We start from the raw sequence: 19,171 nt of genomic DNA, 5'->3' as shown, positions 1-19,171 counted from the left end.
TTTTAAAGAGTTAATTTACAGAAGTAATCCACCAGACATTCCCAAACGGATCTGTAACACCGCAGGTTCTGCCATAATCCTGATCGCTTAAACCCATTAAAGAAACGGCACCGTTTTCTAACGCTTTTAAATAGGTTTTATCGGCATTTAAAACATATACAAATAAGTTGGCATTTTGTACAGACCAGTCTTTGGTTTCATCGGTAACCATAATTGTGCTTCCGTTTAAGGTAATTTCAGCATGCATTATGGTTCCGTCTTCGCGGAGTGCTTTTGAATGCGTTTCCGAAGCTCCAAAAACATTTTTTGTAAAATCAATAAATTGCGATGCACCTTTTAAAATAAGGTACGGCATTATAGTTTGATGTTCTGCTGGTAAATTCATTTTTGAGTGATTAAGAAGTTAGTATCTCAAAAATACAATTTTTTATTGCAATATTTTGTAAATCAATAAATTATGGTTTTATGGAAGCGCTTCACAATCAAAACCATGCAAATTTAAAAGTTCTATTACTTTATGATTTGATATTGCAGAAGCATTAATACGTAATATTTTATCGCAGTCTTCGAGATCAAAATTGATAGCACTGTTTGGAAAATGTTCAAGAAGTTTCCCCACAATCAGTATCGATTGTTCAACTTCCTGAACATTTGTTTTGAAAACTTCTATCATCGTTTCCTGATTTTATAAGTTTACAGGGCGATATTTTTAAGTCGCTCTATTTTATGATAGTAGATATAGGAAATAGCCAGGATGACTAAAAAGATCAACGGAAAGAAACTTTGAAAATTGATTCCGTCAACCGCAAAATGACTGATAGAAGCAAAAATAAAATCGAAACCAAATCCGGCGTAAGCCCATTCTTTTACATTTTTTGGAACTTGCGGAATCACTAAAATTAAAACACCCAGAATTTTGAAGATAACCAGAGCATTTCCAAAATATTCAGGATAACCTAAATGTCTGATTCCTTCTTTAGCCATTTCTGTCTGTGAAGTCAATGCGGGCATAACACCTTCGAATAGGAAGATAATAGTGGTTGCAATCCAAAAAATAATTTTTGCTTTTTTCATGTGGTATATTTTTAAATAGTTATTAGTTAATGTGTTACAAATGTACTATTCTTATTTTCTCATGAAATACATATTTACGACTATTTTAGGGGCATTTGGGACAATTTGAGATTTTGGAATACAGATTTTAGAAATTTTATTTGGAATTTGAATCCAAAAAGTAATTCGTAATCAAAAATAAATCTTCAAAACCTAATCTGCGGTATATGTTTTTTCCTAAAGCAGAAGCTTGTAACTGCGCGTATTCAGCATTAGAATCTATCGCTTTGTTAATTGCAAATTTCATGATTTCTTCTGCAAAACCTTTTTTTCGCATTTCAGGAATTACGCCTACACCATGAATTCCCATAATTTTTCCGGTCTGAAAAAGAGTAAGGGTTCCTATTGCTTTTTCATTCAAGTGAACCAGAAAATAGCTGGCATTTTCGTAATTATGAATCAGTGTTTCTTTACTGATCACGTAATTAAAAGATAAAGGATAAATATCGGACCAGGTTTTAGCGTCTTCTTCGTTTAAAACCCTTTTGAAAGTGAGGTTGTTTTGAAGCGGAAATTTTTTATCCAGCTTTAAAGCCATTGCCACAAGCTGGTTTCGTATTTGGAATTTGTTCTGCTCCAAAATTTCATTTGAATTACTTTCAAAAATATCCCAATACGGAATTACTAATCCCGGATTGTTTTGTATGATTTCAAGAATCTGCGGAAGATTTTCCTGTGTAATATCTTTTTGAAACCACAGTCGGTTTGGCCAGCCTGCATTTGGAATCTGACTGTATTCAAAAGGATCATTTTTATGATAGGAAAGGAGAGAAGTTCCAGCCGTTCTCCAAAGTGTTGTCAGGTTATCAATATTATCTTCGATTAGGTTTATATTTTTCATTTTAGGAACAAGTTTATTTATTCACAAAGATAAATTGAGTTTTCCCGGAAAGCCTTTACATATGTTGATTTACAACTCTTTTTCCAGACTTTTTCGAATTCGGCTTAACTGCGTTGGCGTAATGCCTAAATGCGATGCAATATGAAGTAACGGAATTCGCTCTGCAATATCAGGATTCTTTTTTAAGAGACTTAGATATCTTTCAGTTGCATTTTGCATTACCAAAGCGATTTCTCTTTGTTCTTTTTCGATGATCCAGTTTTTTTCTAAATGGGCGATATAAAAGTTTTTAAGATCAATGTTTTCGTTAATGAGTTTCATGTATTCTTTGTAATCAATATTGATTAAAATGCAGTCTTCTAAAGCTTCAATGGAAAAATGCGAAGGCGTCTGCATCATTAATGAAACTTTGGAGCCGGCTAAAGTATTTTCAAGAAAAAGATTTTTGTTATAAAAATTTCCCTGTTCATCTGTGATAAAAGTTCTTAAAATTCCTTTTGCAATAAAATGAAGATTTTTGGCGATTTCACCGTTTTGCAATAATGTTTCTCCTTTTTTGAGTGTCTGAAACTGGGTTATGCTTTCAATCGATTTCCATGAATTTTCAGAAACAGGGGCATAACTTTCAATAGTTTGTCTTAGATTGCTGAGGTAAGTTTCTTTATTGAAAGACATTTTTTTTGTTTAGGTGCAAAGGTATAAGAAGAGAAAGATTCAAAGTTTTCTTTTTCAAAAGTAAAAAAATAAACCAAAAGTTGTCATTTCAAAGAAGGAGAAATGACAAAATAAAAATAAATAAATCAGCGAAAATTAGTGCAATTCGCGGCAAAAAAATCCTTTCTAATCTTATTAATCTGTGGAAAAACAAAACCAAAAACGCCATGAAACCCAAAAAGTCTCACAGCGTTTTCATCTCAAAAAATAAATAATTAACGGGTATTGGGTATTATTTCCAGCCTCCGCCAAGGGCGCGGTACAATTCAGTATTAGCTGTTAATTGTTGTCTTTTAATATCTGCCAGTTCCAATTCGCTTTGTAATAAATTAGCCTGAGCAGTTAAAACTTCAAGATATTCTGCCATACCATTTTTGAATAATAAGTTGGCATTTTTAATAGCCTGCTGTAATGTTTTTACTTTTTCTTTCAGGAAAGTTTCCTGCTGCTGTAATTTCTCTACTTTAACCAAAGCATCAGAAACTTCGCTGACAGCCACTAAAACCTGTTGTCTAAAACCCAAAACCGCTTTTTCTCTTTCCGCGACAGCGATATTATATTGTGTTCTTACTCTTTTATTATTTAAAAGCGGCTGCGTTAAACCTCCTGCAACAGTACCAAATAAAGAAGCCGGAATATTGAACCAATTGCTTGTTTCAAATGAGTTTACACCTCCCTGAGCCGTAATTCTTAAAGCTGGGTATAAGTCTGCTTTTGTGATTCCTACGTTTGCGTTTGCAGTTTTAAGCGCCAGTTCAGCACTTTTTACATCTGGTCTTCTGCTTACTAACGAAGACGGAATTCCGATTGCTGTATTTTGTTTCACTTCAATAGCGCTTAAACGAATTGTTCTTTCTTTTGAGTTTGGAAAAGAACCGGTTAAAACACTTAATGCATTTTCCTGAATCGCAATGTTTTGTTCCAATAACGGAATCAATTGTGCCGAGTTTAATTTCTGTGCTTCAGATTGCTGGATTGCTAATGTTGTAACCTGACCTGCATCGTATTTTAATTTGATAATATTAGTTGTACTATCATTTAATTTTAAATTTTGTCTGGCAATATCCAATTGAGCGTCCAGCATTAAAAGATTGTAATATCCTTTTGAAACATTGGCAACGATATTGGTTTGCAGCGCTTTTTTAACTTCTTCAGACTGAAGATATCCTGCGTAAGCACCTTTCTTCTGGTTTCTGATTTTCCCCCAGATATCAGCCTCCCATGAAAGTGAAGCTCCGGCAGAATAATCGTCAATATGTTTGGCTCCAATTGCCTGATTTAAGTTTAAACCTGTAAAACTGTTATCAGAAGGATTGCTTGTACTTGCATTTACAAATAAATTTACCTGAGGTACATTTCCCCATTTCGATTGTGTAAATCTGTATTGTGCAATTTCGATGTTTTTTTGAGCAATCTGCAAATCGTTGTTTCTGGCAACAGCACTGTCAATCAATTTGATAATATCTTGTTCAGTAAAGAAGTTTTTCCACTCCAAATCGGCAATACTTGTTGTATCACCCGAAACTGATGCATTCCTGAAATTCTCAGGAAATGCATCTTTTGGAGTTTCAATATCCTTAGAAACTTTACAGGATATTAAGGTCGTGATCAGAATGGCGAAGGTCACGATTTTGGTTATATGATTTTTCATTGTTTTTTTATTAAATTTCTTTATCTGTCGAGTGTAATTATTTAAACACATAGAAACATAGGTTTTTAAAGATTTAGAAAAGCGTTTCACTAATTAACATTGCTGCTATGTATGGAAACTCGTCTCTTTATTGTCTTTTTGAATATAGAAATCTATGTTTCTATGTGTTAAAGTTTGTTTTTTGAATTTCACTCAAAGAGTTAGACTTCTGTACAAGTATCTTTTCTGGTTTCCAGGTCTCTTGAGATTCTGTACGATATATAGCCGATGCCAAATATGATGGCAACGAGAATTGTTGTTATATAGTTTTCCATTTATTATATTTCTTCGTTATGGATTACGGCAACTGGTTTTCCAGAAACCTTTTCTTGTAAATGCTGGAATATGATGAATAAAACAGGAATTATAAAAAGACCCAGAATTACTCCTGAAAGCATACCGCCGGCTGCTCCGATACTAATCGAGTGGTTACCTTGTGCAGATGGACCTTTGGCACTCATCATTGGTATTAAACCTACTACGAAAGCAAGAGACGTCATGATAATTGGTCGCAGACGTAATTTTGCTGCCTGAATAGAAGCGGCTATTAATCCTTGTCCTGATCTTCGTCTTTGTGCCGCAAATTCGACAATCAAAATGGCATTTTTGGCCAGAAGTCCAATCAGCATGACAAGGGCAACCTGTACGTAAATATTGTTTTCAATTCCAGTTAAACCAATAGCGGCGAATACTCCAAAAATACCTGCAGGGATTGATAAGATTACTGCCAAAGGCAAAATGTAACTTTCATACTGTGCAGCAAGTAGGAAATAAACGAATATCAAACACAGTAAGAATATTGTTGCCGATTGCCCTCCGGACGAAATCTCCTCACGAGTCTGGCCCGAGAATTCAAACCCGTAACCTGCAGGTAATTGTTGTGCTGCTACTTCTTCAATTGCTTTAATGGCATCTCCGGAACTAAATCCAGGTTTCGGAATGGCATTAATCGAAATTGAGTTAAATAAATTGTATCTTGAAGCCGTTTCTGAACCATAAATACGGGTTAGTTTTACTAAAGTATTTATTGGAACCATTTCTCCGGTTTTGTTTTTTACAAAAACTCTGTCAATGGCTGTCGGATCAGCTCTGTCTTCAATATCGGCCTGAACTACAACACGGTAATATTTACCAAATCTGTTGAAATCTGAGGCCTGAGCGCTACCAAAGTAAGCCTGCATGGTTTGTAAAATGTCTTTTACATTAACACCTAACTGGTTTGCTTTTTCATCATTGATTTCCAATTGTAATTGAGGATAATCTGCCTTAAAACTTGTAAAAGCAACTGCAATCTCCGGACGTTTCATCAACGCTCCGATAAATTCCTGAGAAATTCCGCTGAATTTATCCAGTTTTCCTCCTGTTTTATCCTGAAGAACTAAATCTAAAGCCTCAACGTTACTAAATCCCGGAACGGTTGGGAAGCTGAATACGAAGAAACTTCCTCCGGAAATAGCGCCCAGTTTGCCTCGAACCTGATTCATGATTTCGTCAATATTTTTTACTTCGCCGCGTTCTTCGTTTGGTTTAAGCAATACGAAAACTACTGCAGAAGATGGACTTGTAGAGTTTGTCAATAAGTTGAAACCTGAAATCGCGGTTACAAATCGGGAAGCGTCTAATGCTTTTAAAGTATTCTCAGCTTCGGTCATTACTTTTTGAGTTCCGTCTAATGATGTCCCTGATGGTGTATTTACTGCAATGGCAATAAATCCCTGATCTTCTGTTGGAATAAATCCTGCAGGAGTTGTTTTTACCATTACAACAGTGGCCAGAGTAATTAAAGCCAGTCCGCCTAAACTTAACCATTTTCTTCTGATTAAGAATTTAAGTCCGCCTACGTAACGGTTTGTCATCGATTCAAAACTGCTGTTAAAAGCACTAAAGAATTTTTCTTTAAATCCTTTTTTCATATAAGGCGCGTCGTGATCGTGAGATCCGTGATTATCTTTTAAGAATAATGCCGCAAGCGCCGGACTTAATGTTAAAGCATTTACAGCCGAAATTACAATTGCAATCGCCATTGTGAAAGCAAACTGACGATAGAAAACTCCTGTAGAACCTTCCATAAAACCAACCGGCAGGAAAACAGCAGCCATTACCAGCGTAATCGAGATAATAGCACCCGTTATTTCGTGCATTGCTTCATGGGTTGCGATTTTTGGAGACAAACGTTTATGCTCCATTTTCGCATGCACGGCTTCGACAACTACAATAGCATCATCTACCACAATACCAATCGCCAGAATTAAAGCGAAAAGCGTTAAAAGGTTGATCGAAAATCCGAATAACTGCATGAAGAAGAACGTTCCTAAAATTGCTACAGGTACAGCAATAGCCGGAATTAATGTTGATCTAAAATCTTGTAAAAAGATAAATACCACAATAAATACAAGTATAAAAGCTTCTATTAAAGTATGTTCTACCTGTTCGATAGACTGGTCAAGAGATACTTTTGTACTATAGAAAATATTGTGTTTTATGCCCTTTGGAAAATCTTTAGAAGCCTTTTCCATCATTTTATTGATTGCAATCTGAATATCATTCGAGTTAGAACCCGCTAACTGAATAACTCCAATTACAATTCCCTTTTTACCATTTAAACGTGTTAAACTGTTATAAGAGTAAGCACCAAGTTCAACTCTCGCAACATCTTTTAAGCGAAGTACTGAACCATCTGCATTAGAACGTATAGCAATATTTTCATAATCTTCAGGTTTAGTTAATTTCCCTTTATATTTAATAACGTATTCAAAAACTTCTTTGCTTCGTTCCCCAAATTTTCCCGGAGCGGCCTCAAGACTTTTGTCCTGAATCGCTGCCATCACTTCATTTGGAGTTACTTTATAAGCTGACATTTGTGTTGGATTTAACCATACACGCATAGAGTAATCTTTTACACCGCCAAAAATAGCGGCAGAACCTACACCCGGAATACGTTTCAACTCCGGAATAATATTAATCTGAGCGTAGTTGGCAACAAAAGTCTGATCGTATTTTGCTTCATCATCGGTATACATACCAATTGCCATGATAAAACTGTTTTGTTGTTTAGCCGTAATAATACCTTGCTGTACAACCTCTGCAGGAAGCTGGCTGGTTGCCTGAGCAACTCTGTTTTGTACGTTTACTGCAGCCTGGTCAGCATCTGTACCCAGTTTAAAGAAAACAGTAATGGCCAAAGTACCGTCATTACTGGCTGTAGAACTCATGTAAGTCATGTTTTCTACACCATTTATAGATTCTTCCAGAGAAGGTGCCACAGAACGTAAAACCGTTTCTGCGTTTGCTCCCGGATATACTGCTGTTACCAAAACCGATGGCGGTGCAATATCAGGAAACTGTTGTAAAGGCAGTTTAGTTAAACCCAATACTCCCAGAATTACCAGTAAAATGGAAATTACGGTTGCCAGTACAGGTCTTTGTATAAATATTTTGAACATTGTGTTTTAGAATTATTTTTTATTAGTTACTTCGGCAACTTTTGTTGATTTTTCTGGCTGGATCGCTTGTCCGTCCTGAAGTTTGTCAATACCGCTTAACACGATTTGGTCACCCGTTTTTACACCTTCTTTAATTAAATAATTGGTACCGCTTTTACCTACAACCGTAATAGGCATTTTGGTTACTTTGTTGTCTTTGCCTACAGTGAAAACAAATACTTTATCCTGCATTTCAATTGTAGCCGACTGCGGAACCAAAATCGCATTGTCATGCTGTAACCCTAAACGGATTTTTCCGGTGTTTCCGGAACGTAAAGTTCCGTTTGCATTTGGGAAAGTTGCTCTAATCGTGATTGCTCCTGTAGTCTTATCAAACTGACCGTCAACCATATCTATTTTTCCGGTTTGAGGATAAGCGTTATTATCTGCCAGAATCAAAGTAACCGGAGGTAATTTTTTAATTTTATCTCCAAGAGAATTTCCTTTATATTGCTCTTTAAAGTTGATAAAATCAGTTTCGCCCAAAGAGAAGTAAGCAAATACTTCATGAACATCTGATAAAGTAGTTAAAGGCTCAACATCTGCAGCAGAAACTAAACTTCCTTGTTTTTTAGGTAATCTTCCAATATATCCGCTTACAGGAGCAGTAACATTTGTATACCCTAAATTAATTTTAGCAGAACCTACCATTGCTTTTGCCTGTTCGATATTTGCAGCAGCAATTTTTTGTGAAGCTTTAGCTGTTTTCAACTGATAATCAGAAACTACTTTGTTTTGTACTAAAGGAGTTAATTTATCTACTTCTAAATTAGCGTTGATTAAAGCAGCTTCTGCAGCATGAAGACTTGCCAAAGCATTGTTTAACTGCTCGCGAAACGGACGTTCGTTTATTTTAAATAACGTTTGTCCTTTGCTTACGTAAGCACCTTCGTCAACAAAAATTCTGTCAAGGTTTCCGCTTACCTGAGGACGAATTTCCACATCAACTGTACCTTGTATAGCGGCAGGATATTCAGCGTCAGTGGTTGTGTTTGCACTTGTAATGGCCAGTACAGGTAAAACCGGTGGAGGTGGAGCAGTAGGTGCCTGATTTTTATCGGCACAGCTGCTTAATACTAAGGCCAGAATAAAACTGGTTATGATTAAATTTTTCATTTTCTTAATGGTTTTAATTGGTTGAACATTTTCTCGGATTAATTCATTGGGTATTTTGGCATTCTCGGGATACATATTTAATTAAATTAAATTATCTAACGTTGTTAAGTAAAAGTGCACAAATTTCTATACAGCAAGCCCTTTTCCAATCTATTTTAAATTGGTATTAAATTATTTATCACTGTTAAGTAAATGAGTAAAAAAACTCGTTTATTACCTTTATTAAATTTTCTAACAGTGTTAAGTTATCGTTATAAAAAAAAGGATTTTATATTATCCAATTAAATTATTTTACACTGTTAAGCAAAATTGAAAATTTTTTTATTGTATAGATTTGATGATACCACCAATGGCATCTTTTAAAATCTGTGCATTTATTGTTTCTAAAATCTCACTTTTGTTAATGATATTGATGGCGATTAAACCATGAATAACAGAAAAGAAAGTAAAATATTTTTGTTTGATGATATCTTCACTCGGATTGGTGTCTTTCATTATTTCGGCAATCACTCCGGTGAACAATTTGTAAGGTGCTTCCTGAGCCGAACATCGCTGTGCGCAGCATGTCATTTGTACACCAAACATTAACTGATACATTTCAGTATTTGTAAAAGCGAAATCCCAATAAGTCATCCACATGGCTTCCAACTGATCTTCGGGTTTTGAAAATTTAGCTTTAGCAGTTTGCAGCTCTTTTGCCAGTTTCATAAAACCTTTACCGGTCAGTTCTTCTAATATTGCTTCTTTATTCGAAAAGTATTCATAAATAATAGGAGCAGTATATTCGATTCTGTCGGCAATTTTACGCATACTCAAACCATTCCAGCCTTCATCTTTTACGATATCATAAGCAGCGCCAAGAATATTATTTCTTGTCTCTTCTTTTTGTCTTAAAATTCGATCTTTGCTAGCCATTATATTCGAGTATTAAATTGTTTAACACTGTTAGGCAAATGTATGGCGGTTTTTCTAATTATGAAATATTTTTGTCATAATATTTTCTTATTCCACCATAGAGAGGACTGAAAGATCAATAAAATTAGGTATTCAGAAAGGTTTTGTGTTTTTGTAAAATTTCATTTTAAGTAAAATTCAACTCAAATTCGAATCAAATTATGATGATTTTGAAGTTTTTTAATTCTGAAAAAAGTCTAATTTCTCACTGACGAATAAAATTCCAATTAAAATTTTAGCATTTTCTAAAAATAATAAGAGTATTGAAGGCGATAATTTATTGATTATTTCATTCCCCGAACATTCATCTCTAATGTATAAACACTTTTACCGGCTGTAATAAATAATGTTTTGAATTTTTTTCCTCCAAAACAAATATTAGCAGTCCATGGTTCAGGAACATCAATATGGGCAATTTTTTCTCCTCGTGGATTGAATATAGTAACTCCTTTTCCGGTTAAATAAATGTTTCCGGACTCGTCTATTGTCATTCCATCTGAACCTGATTCAGTAAAAAGACTTTTTTTGCCTAAAGAGCCATTACTTTCAATTGTATAAGAATACGTTTTATTTGCTCCTATATCGGCTACGTATACTATTTTTCCATCCGTAGTTCCAATAATGCCATTAGGTTTTACAAGATCATTCTCAACGTTGATAATTTTGGATTTATCCGGAGATAAATAGTAAACACATTCTTTGTCTATTTCTTTTGAAGTGTGTATCCAGTAATCCCTTTTATAAAAAGGGTCTGTAAAATAGATACCGCCTTTAGGATCAACCCAAAGATCATTGGGGCCATTCAGTCTTTTTCCTTCGAAGTTGTTTATTAATATAGTATAATTTTTGTTTTTGTCTATTTTCCAAATTTCATTTTTTTCATCGGCGCAAGCCAGTAGGCTGCCAGAGTGATCAAAATACAGACCGTTAGCTCTTCCTGCATTTTCCATAAAAACAGAAATTTCGCCATTAACCGACCATTTCATGATTCTATTATTAGGCTGATCCGTAAAATAAATATTTCCTTTCTTATCTGCAGCAGGTCCTTCTGTAAAACTAAATTGATCTGATAGTTTTGTGAGAACTGCGCCCTTTGCTATTAAGGCATGATTTTTTTCTTTTGATTTCTGAGGGTATATAAAATTTGTAAAAGTAAAAGTGATAACAAATAAAAGGTGTAATTTTATTTTAAGTTGTAATGAGTTCATAATAGAAAGATTAAAAGTTGCTTTTAAAGCGTTTTTAAATGTAGTTTTTATTTCTGATATTCTGCAAAGTCGGGTTCAAATTTTCCCGTAATAAAAGTTTTTTTGGAGAATAATTTTAAAATATTTTTCTGGAGCAGAACATTTTTTGTTTTCAAGAACATTTGTCCCGCTCTACACTATATCTTTTATGGCGAACCCCACATTTTCCCGATAGCTGTAGGGAGAGCTAGGCGAGAAGTTGTATTCTTCATAAGAACTATGTCAAAGTTTAAGCCGAACAATTTTATTATTATCTCGCAGGATATTTTTCGGGATTCTGTGAAGTATGAAAAACAGCATTTAAAAAGACAGTTTTCGAGAATTCATCCACAATGAAAAATGCCACATATGGAAATTTTTTAAAAGGAACGGTAGTTGTTATCGTGAAATTGATAAAATGGATTTATCTGTAGAGCTTTATAAGTTTTTTTATAATCATTAAAAAAGTCTAAGGCTACTTTCTTGCTGATTTTTATATAATATTCAATAGCTTCCTCAATATTTTTTAATGCAATTGGAGAAACGATAATCTTATAATTCATACTTCTTTTTTAAATCAGTGTAAATTGATTCAGCATCTTTGTAATGACTTCTGTCTAAATTAATCTGGCTATTTAAAATCTCCTGCTGTTCAGAAGATAGTTCATAAGGTTTTATATTTGCAATTTCAAATTTTATCTTCAATGCTTTCATAAAAGCTTTTACAGCTTCAATCTGAGAGTCATCTTCTGTATATGCTGTGATATTAATTGCCTGCATGATTTCTAAAGTTTACTAAAGTTAATAAACAAAGTTATGACAAAACTCTAATTTTCATGTTAATGATCCTATTTTATTTTCTCCAGTTATTTAGGAATGTCAATTTTTCGTAACATTACAATAAAAAAATGAACGCACTAACGACCCTAAAAACCACAATCGCTCTTTTGCTTTTCCAACAAATAGCTTTTTCGCAGGAAACTAAAAAAGAAATCACAGCAACACCATACACAATCGAAAACTGTGTCAACCATTTTGAGTTAGAGAAAGCCACAAAAACCAAAGTTGGTTATCAATATTGGTTTGGCGACAAAAACTTTACTCACGAAAATACGCTTAAAATGAGTATCGTAGAACCCGGAAAATCGACACATGCGCCGCATCATCATCCCGAAGAAGAATTTTTCTATATTCTGGAAGGTTCCGCTTCTTTTTTCCTGGACGGAAAAACAGTTGTGGCTGGCCCAAATACCAGTTTATACTGCCCGCCAAATGCCGAACACGGAATTAGTAATGCCGGAAATACAGATTTGAAATATTTGGTAATTAAGAAGGATCTGAGATAGTTTTTGTTATAATCATACGCAGGGAAAAACCAACGATTGTATATAAGCATTACTTTTTCGTTCTGTCTTTGGCCAAATGACTTTTTCCTTTTTGATAACCGGCTTCTTCAATATTAAAAGAATCAATAATTTTATTCATTCTCTCCGCATATTCTTTTTCCTTACTGCCAGTGGTCCAGATCATCACCTGATAGTATCGCTCGCTGCCCTTAATAATAGCATATCTGTAGAAAATAGTTGTATTATCATTGACACCACTCATTGAAAATACAATGGCATTTGCACCGTTAATTTTCTTTTTCTTAATATCGTAGAGTTTATAGTCTTTGACAGCCTGTTTAAAGTGATTTGTAATTACATTGTAATAACCGTCAAGGTCTGGAGTTACATTTAAAACATTATTTCCGACAGCCTGCAGAAAATCTTTTTTTGATTCATCAATAACAATAACATAGAAATTTTCAAACTGATTTTGCAGCTGCAGTGAGGCAACATCATTTAGTTCTGTTGTTGCGCTAAGGCTTTCCGGAACGTACAATGAATATTTATTATCGACAGTTTTCTTTTCTAATTTTTCATTCTGCGTATTTTGACTGCAAGAAAAAAGCGTTAGAATAAATAGTAAAGAAATAATTTTTTTCATGAGTTATTTTAGTCTTTTTAGCGGGTGTAATATTAAGTTAAAATCAGATAAAGTACAACTGTTTTATTTTGTGTTATCTAAATATTGTATTTAAAATATTCTTTTTTTCTTTTCCTGATATTTCTTTTATTTCTACTTTACTGCTTTAGCTTTTCGGTATAAAATAATAAACTATAGTGATATGAATTTTATATAATTTCAATTTAATTTTTAATAAAAAACTGTAATTCAATTAATTAACTTTTATTAAAGAAAGGTTTAACATTGTCTGCTTTCGCTGGCTTTCTGAAATAACTAATTTTAGGTAAATCAAAATTAATAACATTTAAATATTAAAAATTATGAAAAAGAATATAGCCATATTAGCAACAAACGGTTTTGAAGAATCAGAATTAGCATCTCCTAAAGCTTACCTGGAAGAGCAGGGCTGGAATGCAGATATCATCAGTCTGCAATCTGGAACTATCAGATCATGGAAAGACGGAAATTGGGGTCAGGAATATAATGTTGATGTTGTATTAGATCAGGCAAATGAAGCCGATTACGATGCTCTTGTCCTTCCGGGAGGAGTTATAAACCCTGATTTATTGAGAAGAGAAGAGGCCGCAGTAAATTTTGTACGTTCGTTTTTTGAAAGTAAAAAACCAGTAGCAGCTATTTGTCATGGGCCTCAGATTCTGGTAGATGCAGATGTTTTAGAAGGTCGAAAAGTAACTTCGTTCTTCTCTGTTAAAAATGATTTGAAAAATGCCGGAGCACAATGGGAAGACTCAGAAGTGGTCGTAGACAATGGATTAGTGACCAGCAGAAACCCTAATGATCTGCCAGCGTTTAATAAAAAAATGGTGGAAGAAATTAAAGAAGGTAAACACGAGCGTCAGACGGTGTAAAAAAAGATATTTTTATTGACATTTTATCAAACTATAAAAATGCAGGATCAATTTTGGTCTTGCATTTTTTTTGTAATGGACATCTTGATTATTTATAAATTAAATAATTATTCGAAAATGATCGATCCCGGGGATCTTTTGTAATTTGGGATTCATTAACCCGGGATTGAAATCCCGGGCTACAATATTTTTCGAGCCAATGGCTCTTTCAGGATTCCGTTAGGAATGACCTATATTGTAGCAACGGATTTCAATCCGTTGATTAAAAATTTCCGAATTAAATATTAGTTCCGTAGGTACAATTTGTCATTTCGACGAAGGAGAAATCTCCGCAAGTAACTCCACAAAGTATAATTTCCGCGCTATCCAGATCTTCTCAATCTTGTCATTTCGACGAAGGAGAAATCTCCGCAAGTAACTCCACAAAGCATTGTTTCCGTGCTATCCAGGTCTTCTCAGTATTGTCATTTCGACGAAGAAGATCTCAACAAGTAGCTCACAAAGTATTATTTCTGCGCTATCCAGATCTTCTCAATCTTGTCATTTCGACGAAGGAGAAATCTCCGCAAGTAACTCCACAAAGTATAATTTCCGCGCTATCTATATCTTCTCAATCTTGTCATTTCGACGAAGGAGAAATCTCCGCAAGTAGCTCCGCAAAGCATGATTTAGAAAAAACAAAAAAAAGAAAGATTATTCTTTCTTTTTAAACCAAAAAACCAAGCAAAACTATTAATTTAGTTTTATGAAATTACAACAAGGATATCATACTTATTACATTTACATTCTAACAAATAAGAAGAAAACGGTTTTCTACACAGGAGTAACAAACAATTTGCGTCTCCGATTAAGCCAGCATAAAGATAATATTACAAGTCAAAGCAAAACTTTTACATCCAGATATAATGTTGAGTTTCTTCTGTATTATGAAAAGTTTACTTGGATTCATGAAGCAATTGTTCGGGAGAAAGAAATAAAAGACTGGCGTAGGGAAAAGAAAATTGAGATGATTAAAACCATTAATCCCGATTTGGATTTTTTGAATTATTTATTTTCTTGAAATTGTGTAGATTTTTATTTCACTTTGTGGAGTTTCTTGCGGAGATTTCTCCTTCGTCGAAATGACAATATTGAGAGAAAAAAAGCTCCAACTCGGACTAGCAAATTTTGAAGACAATTATTATTGGCTTAATGAATTGGCGGAGATTTTGAATCCTTATTTGAGTGAGGAGTAAGGTTTATAAAATGGAAAAACCTCGATTTTTGAAGGATCGAGGCTTTTGGTTTAGTTATATACGATAATCTTTTTCAAGTAATGATTTTATATCAGTGAACTCGTTTATGTAATTATTCTTTACTTCATTAATATCCTTTGAATATAGCCCTCTTATCGTTTCTTCTGAAGGTTCATAATCCAAATTTTCTAAATGATAAATTTTGATGTGAGATAATATTTCGTCTAAATTTTGTAGTGAAAAATAATTACTTTCTTCTTCCATTTTCAAAATTATGTTTTCGATGTGATTTATTAAAATATTTTTTATTTCATCTGAAATTATAAACTCATTAAAGTTAAGAAAGCCAAACATATCTATCGATATATTATCGATGTTTTGAGCGAGTTCTTTTTTTAGTTCAATAAAATCTTTATTATCATTTTTAAGTTCATAAAAGAGGAAAATATAAAATACCATCAAAAAGCCATCTCTGACCCAAAGCTTTCCATATTTATATTCTAATTGACTTTCAGAAGGCATATATTATTGATTTTAATAGACTGAATGTTATTTGTAAAATCAAATTTATAAAAAGTTTACCATTTTCCTAGTAACTCTCGCAGTAATGCGACAACACGAAACCCTCCAAATCGGACTAGCAAATTTTGAAGACAATTATTATTGGCTCAATGAATTGGCGGAGATTTTGAATCCTTATTTGAGTGAGGAGTAAGGTTTATAAAATGGAAAAACCTCGATTTTTTTAGGAATCGAGTTTTTTTTATTTTTAAATTATTGTTCTGTTTAGATAATAATTATAGAATTGAGGCAAGAATAAAAAAAAGTATTATTATAATCACAGTAATTAAAAATTCTGGATTGACTTCATCAAAAATTTTTGGCTTTTTAGACAAAGAATATACTATTGCGGTTAAGGTAGATATTGTAAAAAGTAACAAAAAACCTCTTTTTCCACCATTGTTATCTACTTCATTTCTACAGTCAAGATTTAAATATTCTTTGTTATTTTTTACTAATGAATGAATTTCACAAGAACTTTCTGTGTCAAAATCACCTATTTCACTTTTTAAAATAGCAACTGAGATTGTATCTCCTTCTTTTATTTCATTTATAACTTCATCATCCTTAACACAATTGTAGTCATAACTTGCAATTTCAAAAGTACTTCGATTATTTATGCACTTAAACTCTATCCATTTTCTACGATGTTTTCCTTTTCTTTCTTTAAATTTTGGAGTAGTTGAAATTATTAGATTTTCATAAACCTGAAGATCTGATTGCTTTATGATATAACTCCCATTGATAACGTTCATAAAAAAGTAAGTTCCAATAAGTAAGCTAGCTATAGATACTGCTAAATAATTTTTTTGTTTTTCTTTCCAAGTACTGATGCTTTCATTCATAAATCTCTTAAGCTTTTTTATTTTGCTGTTTTTGCGAGAATTTCATCAGTGAACAATTTTTTTTACCTAACCTAAAATGATTTGCACGAGCGGGACGCTCGCGCCAGCTGGTGATATATCTGCGAGATCGGGTAATTTTTTTCTTATATTTTAAGTTATTAAACTACAACTTTGAATAAACTGCATTTTGACTGAATATATTTTATTTCTTAGGAATAACGCCAATCATTAAACTGTAGTTTTTCATTTATGCATCCAATCTCTCTTCCGTACATATCTTCATAAGTTATGGATATAAAGTAATTGTTAAGTTTAGTTCTTAGCAATTTAATAAATTCTTTATTTTTTTCTGTATCGTTGTTTTTAAAATAGATTTTAAATATACATATTGACTTATCCCTTGCAATGGCACCATAATTAGTACTTAGGTCTAAAGAATCAATTTTAAATTGAATTTCCTGACCAACTTCTTCTTGATCAGCAATATCATTTATTAAATGATAGAAATCTGTATATACACTATCAATATCTTTATCTTTATAAATTTTGGAATCAGCTAAAATAAGTGGACCAAGTCCTACATTATGTAATGATATTTCAATGCTTTCAACTGAACTTTCGGTTAGTAAATCACCACATGGTCTAGCAAGTTCTTGCAAAGTCCAACTGTTTCTATAATCTTCAATTTTTACGATCTTAAAACTTAAATAAGCAAAAAAAATTAGATTTAACAAAGCCAATATTGGGTTTAAAATTCCACTAAAATAATTTGCAAAATCTACCCAATCCGATGTTTTATCTGAAAAATTTAATTTGCCAAATTTTAAAAAATAGAATATAACTGTAAGAAAGCATAAAATAAATCCTAATGAAAATAGGATGATTGTAATTTTTTTTCCGCTCATAATTCAATTAGTTTTTTAGATAATTTCATTCCTCATTTTGATATTCATTAGTGTTCATATCATGTATAAGCATATCGTAAATATCAGTTAGAATATGTAATAAGATTATTATGAATTGGAATCCAATAAAATAAGAACCAAAATTAAAAATGCAATCGGAAGCCTTCTTTAAATATTCAACATATTCTTTTATAAAATACTTTTCTAAACACTGATAATTTAATTGAGTAAAGAACATTAATCCGATTATAACTATTGATAACATAATTGCATAACTTATTGAGGCAATTAATCTTTCTGAAAAGATTTTATAATCTTTTGCATATTTGTGAGTAGGTTCATAATTTGAAAGGAGTAGTTTTTTTCTTTTCTCCATTTTATCTGAAACAACTATTAAAAGGTTAAAAAATAAACCAGCAAAAATTGAAATACCAGTTATGAAATATGTTATTGAGTCTTCAGTCAAAAATTGATTTAAAGAAATTAATAGAGTTGAAAGGATAAAAGGAATACCGTAATAAAAAAAATTAAGTTTCAATTTAGATGAAATTAATTTTTCTCTGTTATCATAATAAAGAGAATGAATTGCCTCAGATCTTATATCTTTAAGTTTTAAAATTTTCATTAATAGTTTATCTCTTGTTTAACTTTTTCAAGTAATCCGTCGGTAAATTCACTAATCTTTTCAAGATTTGGTGTTTTATTAGTATTTGAAATTTCTAAAGGCAAAACTATCGTTGGTTGTATCTTAAATTTATCTCTTATAGTTGCATGGGCTTTTCTTCCATGTTCATCTTTATAATATATTTTAGTTTGATAATCTTCTGCATTTTCCATACCTAATTCAGCTAAATCTAATCCAATAGGTTTTTTTGAATTAAAATCTTTGAAAAAGTTGAAAATGTTTTTCTTTTTCAAACCTTCTACAGTAATTGTTACTTTTAAACCTTCCGAATCCTCAAAAGCTCTATTAAATTTTTTTCTGGAATTTCTATTTTCAATTGTACTAGTAAATGTTACTTTTTGTACAGAACTTCTTTTTAAATAGTTTTCTCTCAGTTCATTTGGAACATGAACAATCCTTCTAAATGAGGTACCATATTTAGCAAAAATTTTAGTCAAAAATTCAATTAAAATTGAGCCAATACTTCCAATGCTGTAACTCTGTATCATTAAAACTCCAACTTGACTATCAGGTGGTGTCCACATTTTAAAATAATAAGGTAAAGAAGCTAATTGTTTCTCCGAAATTTCCCCAACAGTATTTTCATTATCTAAGATATCGTAGATTTGATGACCATAGCCTGTATTTCCTCCATTGATAATCCCTTCAATTATATTTCTTCCATGTCTATATTTAATATTTTTTGTACTAATTCCTTTGTTCTCGTCTTTGTTAAGCCAAAATTTATTGTGAAATTCGTCTAATATCATTCCGACAAATCTGTTATAAAGTTCCTCAGGTTTTATAGTATGTGGATTTTCTCCGTTTTTAGAAAAATTTTTTCTGTAGAATTCATTGAAATCAAAATAATCTTCACGTTTGAATTTTTCATTTAATGTAAAAGTATAAATAGATAATTCTAAATTAATGTCTGCCATAATTTTTT

The 19,171-nt window shown here is 32.5% G+C and carries 21 protein-coding genes; 3 read left to right on the top strand and 18 right to left on the bottom strand.

Going from position 1 to position 19,171, the window contains the following annotated elements:
* Nucleotides 1-10: 10 nt before the first annotated feature.
* From ASE21_RS14955 to ASE21_RS14900, 12 genes are all read right to left on the bottom strand, one after another.
* Complete coding sequence (locus ASE21_RS14955) at nt 11-385, bottom strand: VOC family protein (RefSeq protein ID WP_057123490.1); 375 nt, start codon at nt 383-385, stop codon at nt 11-13.
* 78 nt (nt 386-463) lie between these two features.
* Nucleotides 464-673, bottom strand: a complete 210-nt coding sequence (locus ASE21_RS14950) for a hypothetical protein (protein ID WP_057123489.1) — start codon at nt 671-673, stop codon at nt 464-466.
* 20 nt (nt 674-693) lie between these two features.
* Nucleotides 694-1,074 carry a DoxX family protein gene (locus ASE21_RS14945; protein WP_057123488.1) on the bottom strand — a complete coding sequence of 127 codons (381 nt, stop codon included), beginning with the start codon at nt 1,072-1,074 and terminating at the stop codon, nt 694-696.
* A 136-nt stretch (nt 1,075-1,210) separates the two neighbouring features.
* Nucleotides 1,211-1,954, bottom strand: a complete 744-nt coding sequence (locus tag ASE21_RS14940; RefSeq protein ID WP_057123487.1) for a GNAT family N-acetyltransferase — start codon at nt 1,952-1,954, stop codon at nt 1,211-1,213.
* A 69-nt stretch (nt 1,955-2,023) separates the two neighbouring features.
* Nucleotides 2,024-2,629, bottom strand: coding sequence for a Crp/Fnr family transcriptional regulator (locus tag ASE21_RS14935; RefSeq protein ID WP_057123486.1), 606 nt, complete (start codon nt 2,627-2,629; stop codon nt 2,024-2,026).
* A 271-nt stretch (nt 2,630-2,900) separates the two neighbouring features.
* Nucleotides 2,901-4,319, bottom strand: a complete 1,419-nt coding sequence (locus ASE21_RS14930; protein ID WP_057123596.1) for a TolC family protein — start codon at nt 4,317-4,319, stop codon at nt 2,901-2,903.
* A gap of 317 nt (nt 4,320-4,636) precedes the next feature.
* On the bottom strand, nt 4,637-7,801 hold the full coding sequence (locus tag ASE21_RS14925; RefSeq protein ID WP_057123485.1) for an efflux RND transporter permease subunit: 3,165 nt from the start codon (nt 7,799-7,801) through the stop codon (nt 4,637-4,639).
* A gap of 12 nt (nt 7,802-7,813) precedes the next feature.
* Complete coding sequence (locus ASE21_RS14920; RefSeq protein WP_057123484.1) at nt 7,814-9,031, bottom strand: efflux RND transporter periplasmic adaptor subunit; 1,218 nt, start codon at nt 9,029-9,031, stop codon at nt 7,814-7,816.
* A gap of 246 nt (nt 9,032-9,277) precedes the next feature.
* A complete protein-coding gene (locus ASE21_RS14915; RefSeq protein WP_057123483.1) occupies nt 9,278-9,871 on the bottom strand; it encodes a TetR/AcrR family transcriptional regulator in 594 nt (197 codons plus the stop codon).
* 323 nt (nt 9,872-10,194) lie between these two features.
* A complete protein-coding gene (locus ASE21_RS14910) occupies nt 10,195-11,118 on the bottom strand; it encodes an SMP-30/gluconolactonase/LRE family protein (protein WP_057123482.1) in 924 nt (307 codons plus the stop codon).
* A gap of 398 nt (nt 11,119-11,516) precedes the next feature.
* Complete coding sequence (locus ASE21_RS22330; RefSeq protein WP_242410283.1) at nt 11,517-11,699, bottom strand: hypothetical protein; 183 nt, start codon at nt 11,697-11,699, stop codon at nt 11,517-11,519.
* Nucleotides 11,689-11,916 (bottom strand): DUF2683 family protein, encoded by a 228-nt coding sequence (locus ASE21_RS14900; protein ID WP_057123481.1) that lies wholly within the window; start codon nt 11,914-11,916, stop codon nt 11,689-11,691. The genes ASE21_RS22330 and ASE21_RS14900 overlap by 11 nt, the downstream gene beginning before the upstream one ends.
* Before the next feature lie 128 nt (nt 11,917-12,044).
* On the opposite strand from ASE21_RS14900, the gene ASE21_RS14895 reads away from it, so the two are divergent.
* Nucleotides 12,045-12,482 carry a cupin domain-containing protein gene (locus ASE21_RS14895; protein ID WP_057123480.1) on the top strand — a complete coding sequence of 146 codons (438 nt, stop codon included), beginning with the start codon at nt 12,045-12,047 and terminating at the stop codon, nt 12,480-12,482.
* 49 nt (nt 12,483-12,531) lie between these two features.
* Here the strand turns inward: ASE21_RS14895 and ASE21_RS14890 are convergent, their stop codons facing one another.
* Entirely contained in the window at nt 12,532-13,125 is a 594-nt protein-coding gene (locus tag ASE21_RS14890) for a hypothetical protein (RefSeq protein WP_057123479.1), read from the bottom strand.
* A gap of 341 nt (nt 13,126-13,466) precedes the next feature.
* On the opposite strand from ASE21_RS14890, the gene ASE21_RS14885 reads away from it, so the two are divergent.
* Together ASE21_RS14885 and ASE21_RS14880 are read left to right on the top strand one after the other, a co-directional pair.
* Nucleotides 13,467-14,015: a type 1 glutamine amidotransferase domain-containing protein gene (locus ASE21_RS14885; RefSeq protein WP_057123478.1), complete on the top strand. Its 549-nt coding sequence runs from the start codon at nt 13,467-13,469 to the stop codon at nt 14,013-14,015.
* A 745-nt stretch (nt 14,016-14,760) separates the two neighbouring features.
* The gene (locus ASE21_RS14880; protein ID WP_057123477.1) at nt 14,761-15,075 is read left to right on the top strand and encodes a GIY-YIG nuclease family protein; all 315 of its coding nucleotides are present in this window, start codon (nt 14,761-14,763) and stop codon (nt 15,073-15,075) included.
* 229 nt (nt 15,076-15,304) lie between these two features.
* Here the strand turns inward: ASE21_RS14880 and ASE21_RS14875 are convergent, their stop codons facing one another.
* The 5 genes from ASE21_RS14875 to ASE21_RS14855 form a co-directional block, all read right to left on the bottom strand.
* Nucleotides 15,305-15,772 carry a hypothetical protein gene (locus ASE21_RS14875; RefSeq protein ID WP_057123476.1) on the bottom strand — a complete coding sequence of 156 codons (468 nt, stop codon included), beginning with the start codon at nt 15,770-15,772 and terminating at the stop codon, nt 15,305-15,307.
* A 275-nt stretch (nt 15,773-16,047) separates the two neighbouring features.
* Nucleotides 16,048-16,656: a hypothetical protein gene (locus tag ASE21_RS14870; protein ID WP_057123475.1), complete on the bottom strand. Its 609-nt coding sequence runs from the start codon at nt 16,654-16,656 to the stop codon at nt 16,048-16,050.
* Between the two features lie 209 nt (nt 16,657-16,865).
* Nucleotides 16,866-17,561, bottom strand: a complete 696-nt coding sequence (locus ASE21_RS14865) for a hypothetical protein (RefSeq protein ID WP_057123474.1) — start codon at nt 17,559-17,561, stop codon at nt 16,866-16,868.
* 25 nt (nt 17,562-17,586) lie between these two features.
* The gene (locus ASE21_RS14860) at nt 17,587-18,186 is read right to left on the bottom strand and encodes a hypothetical protein (RefSeq protein ID WP_057123473.1); all 600 of its coding nucleotides are present in this window, start codon (nt 18,184-18,186) and stop codon (nt 17,587-17,589) included.
* On the bottom strand, nt 18,186-19,163 hold the full coding sequence (locus tag ASE21_RS14855; RefSeq protein WP_057123472.1) for a hypothetical protein: 978 nt from the start codon (nt 19,161-19,163) through the stop codon (nt 18,186-18,188). Before ASE21_RS14855 ends, ASE21_RS14860 begins: the two co-directional genes overlap by 1 nt.
* Nucleotides 19,164-19,171: the final 8 nt, after the last annotated feature.

Origin of the sequence: Flavobacterium sp. Root901 (assembly GCF_001429765.1) — a bacterium.
GTDB lineage: Bacteria > Bacteroidota > Bacteroidia > Flavobacteriales > Flavobacteriaceae > Flavobacterium.
This window is presented reverse-complemented; position numbering and strand designations above follow the sequence as displayed.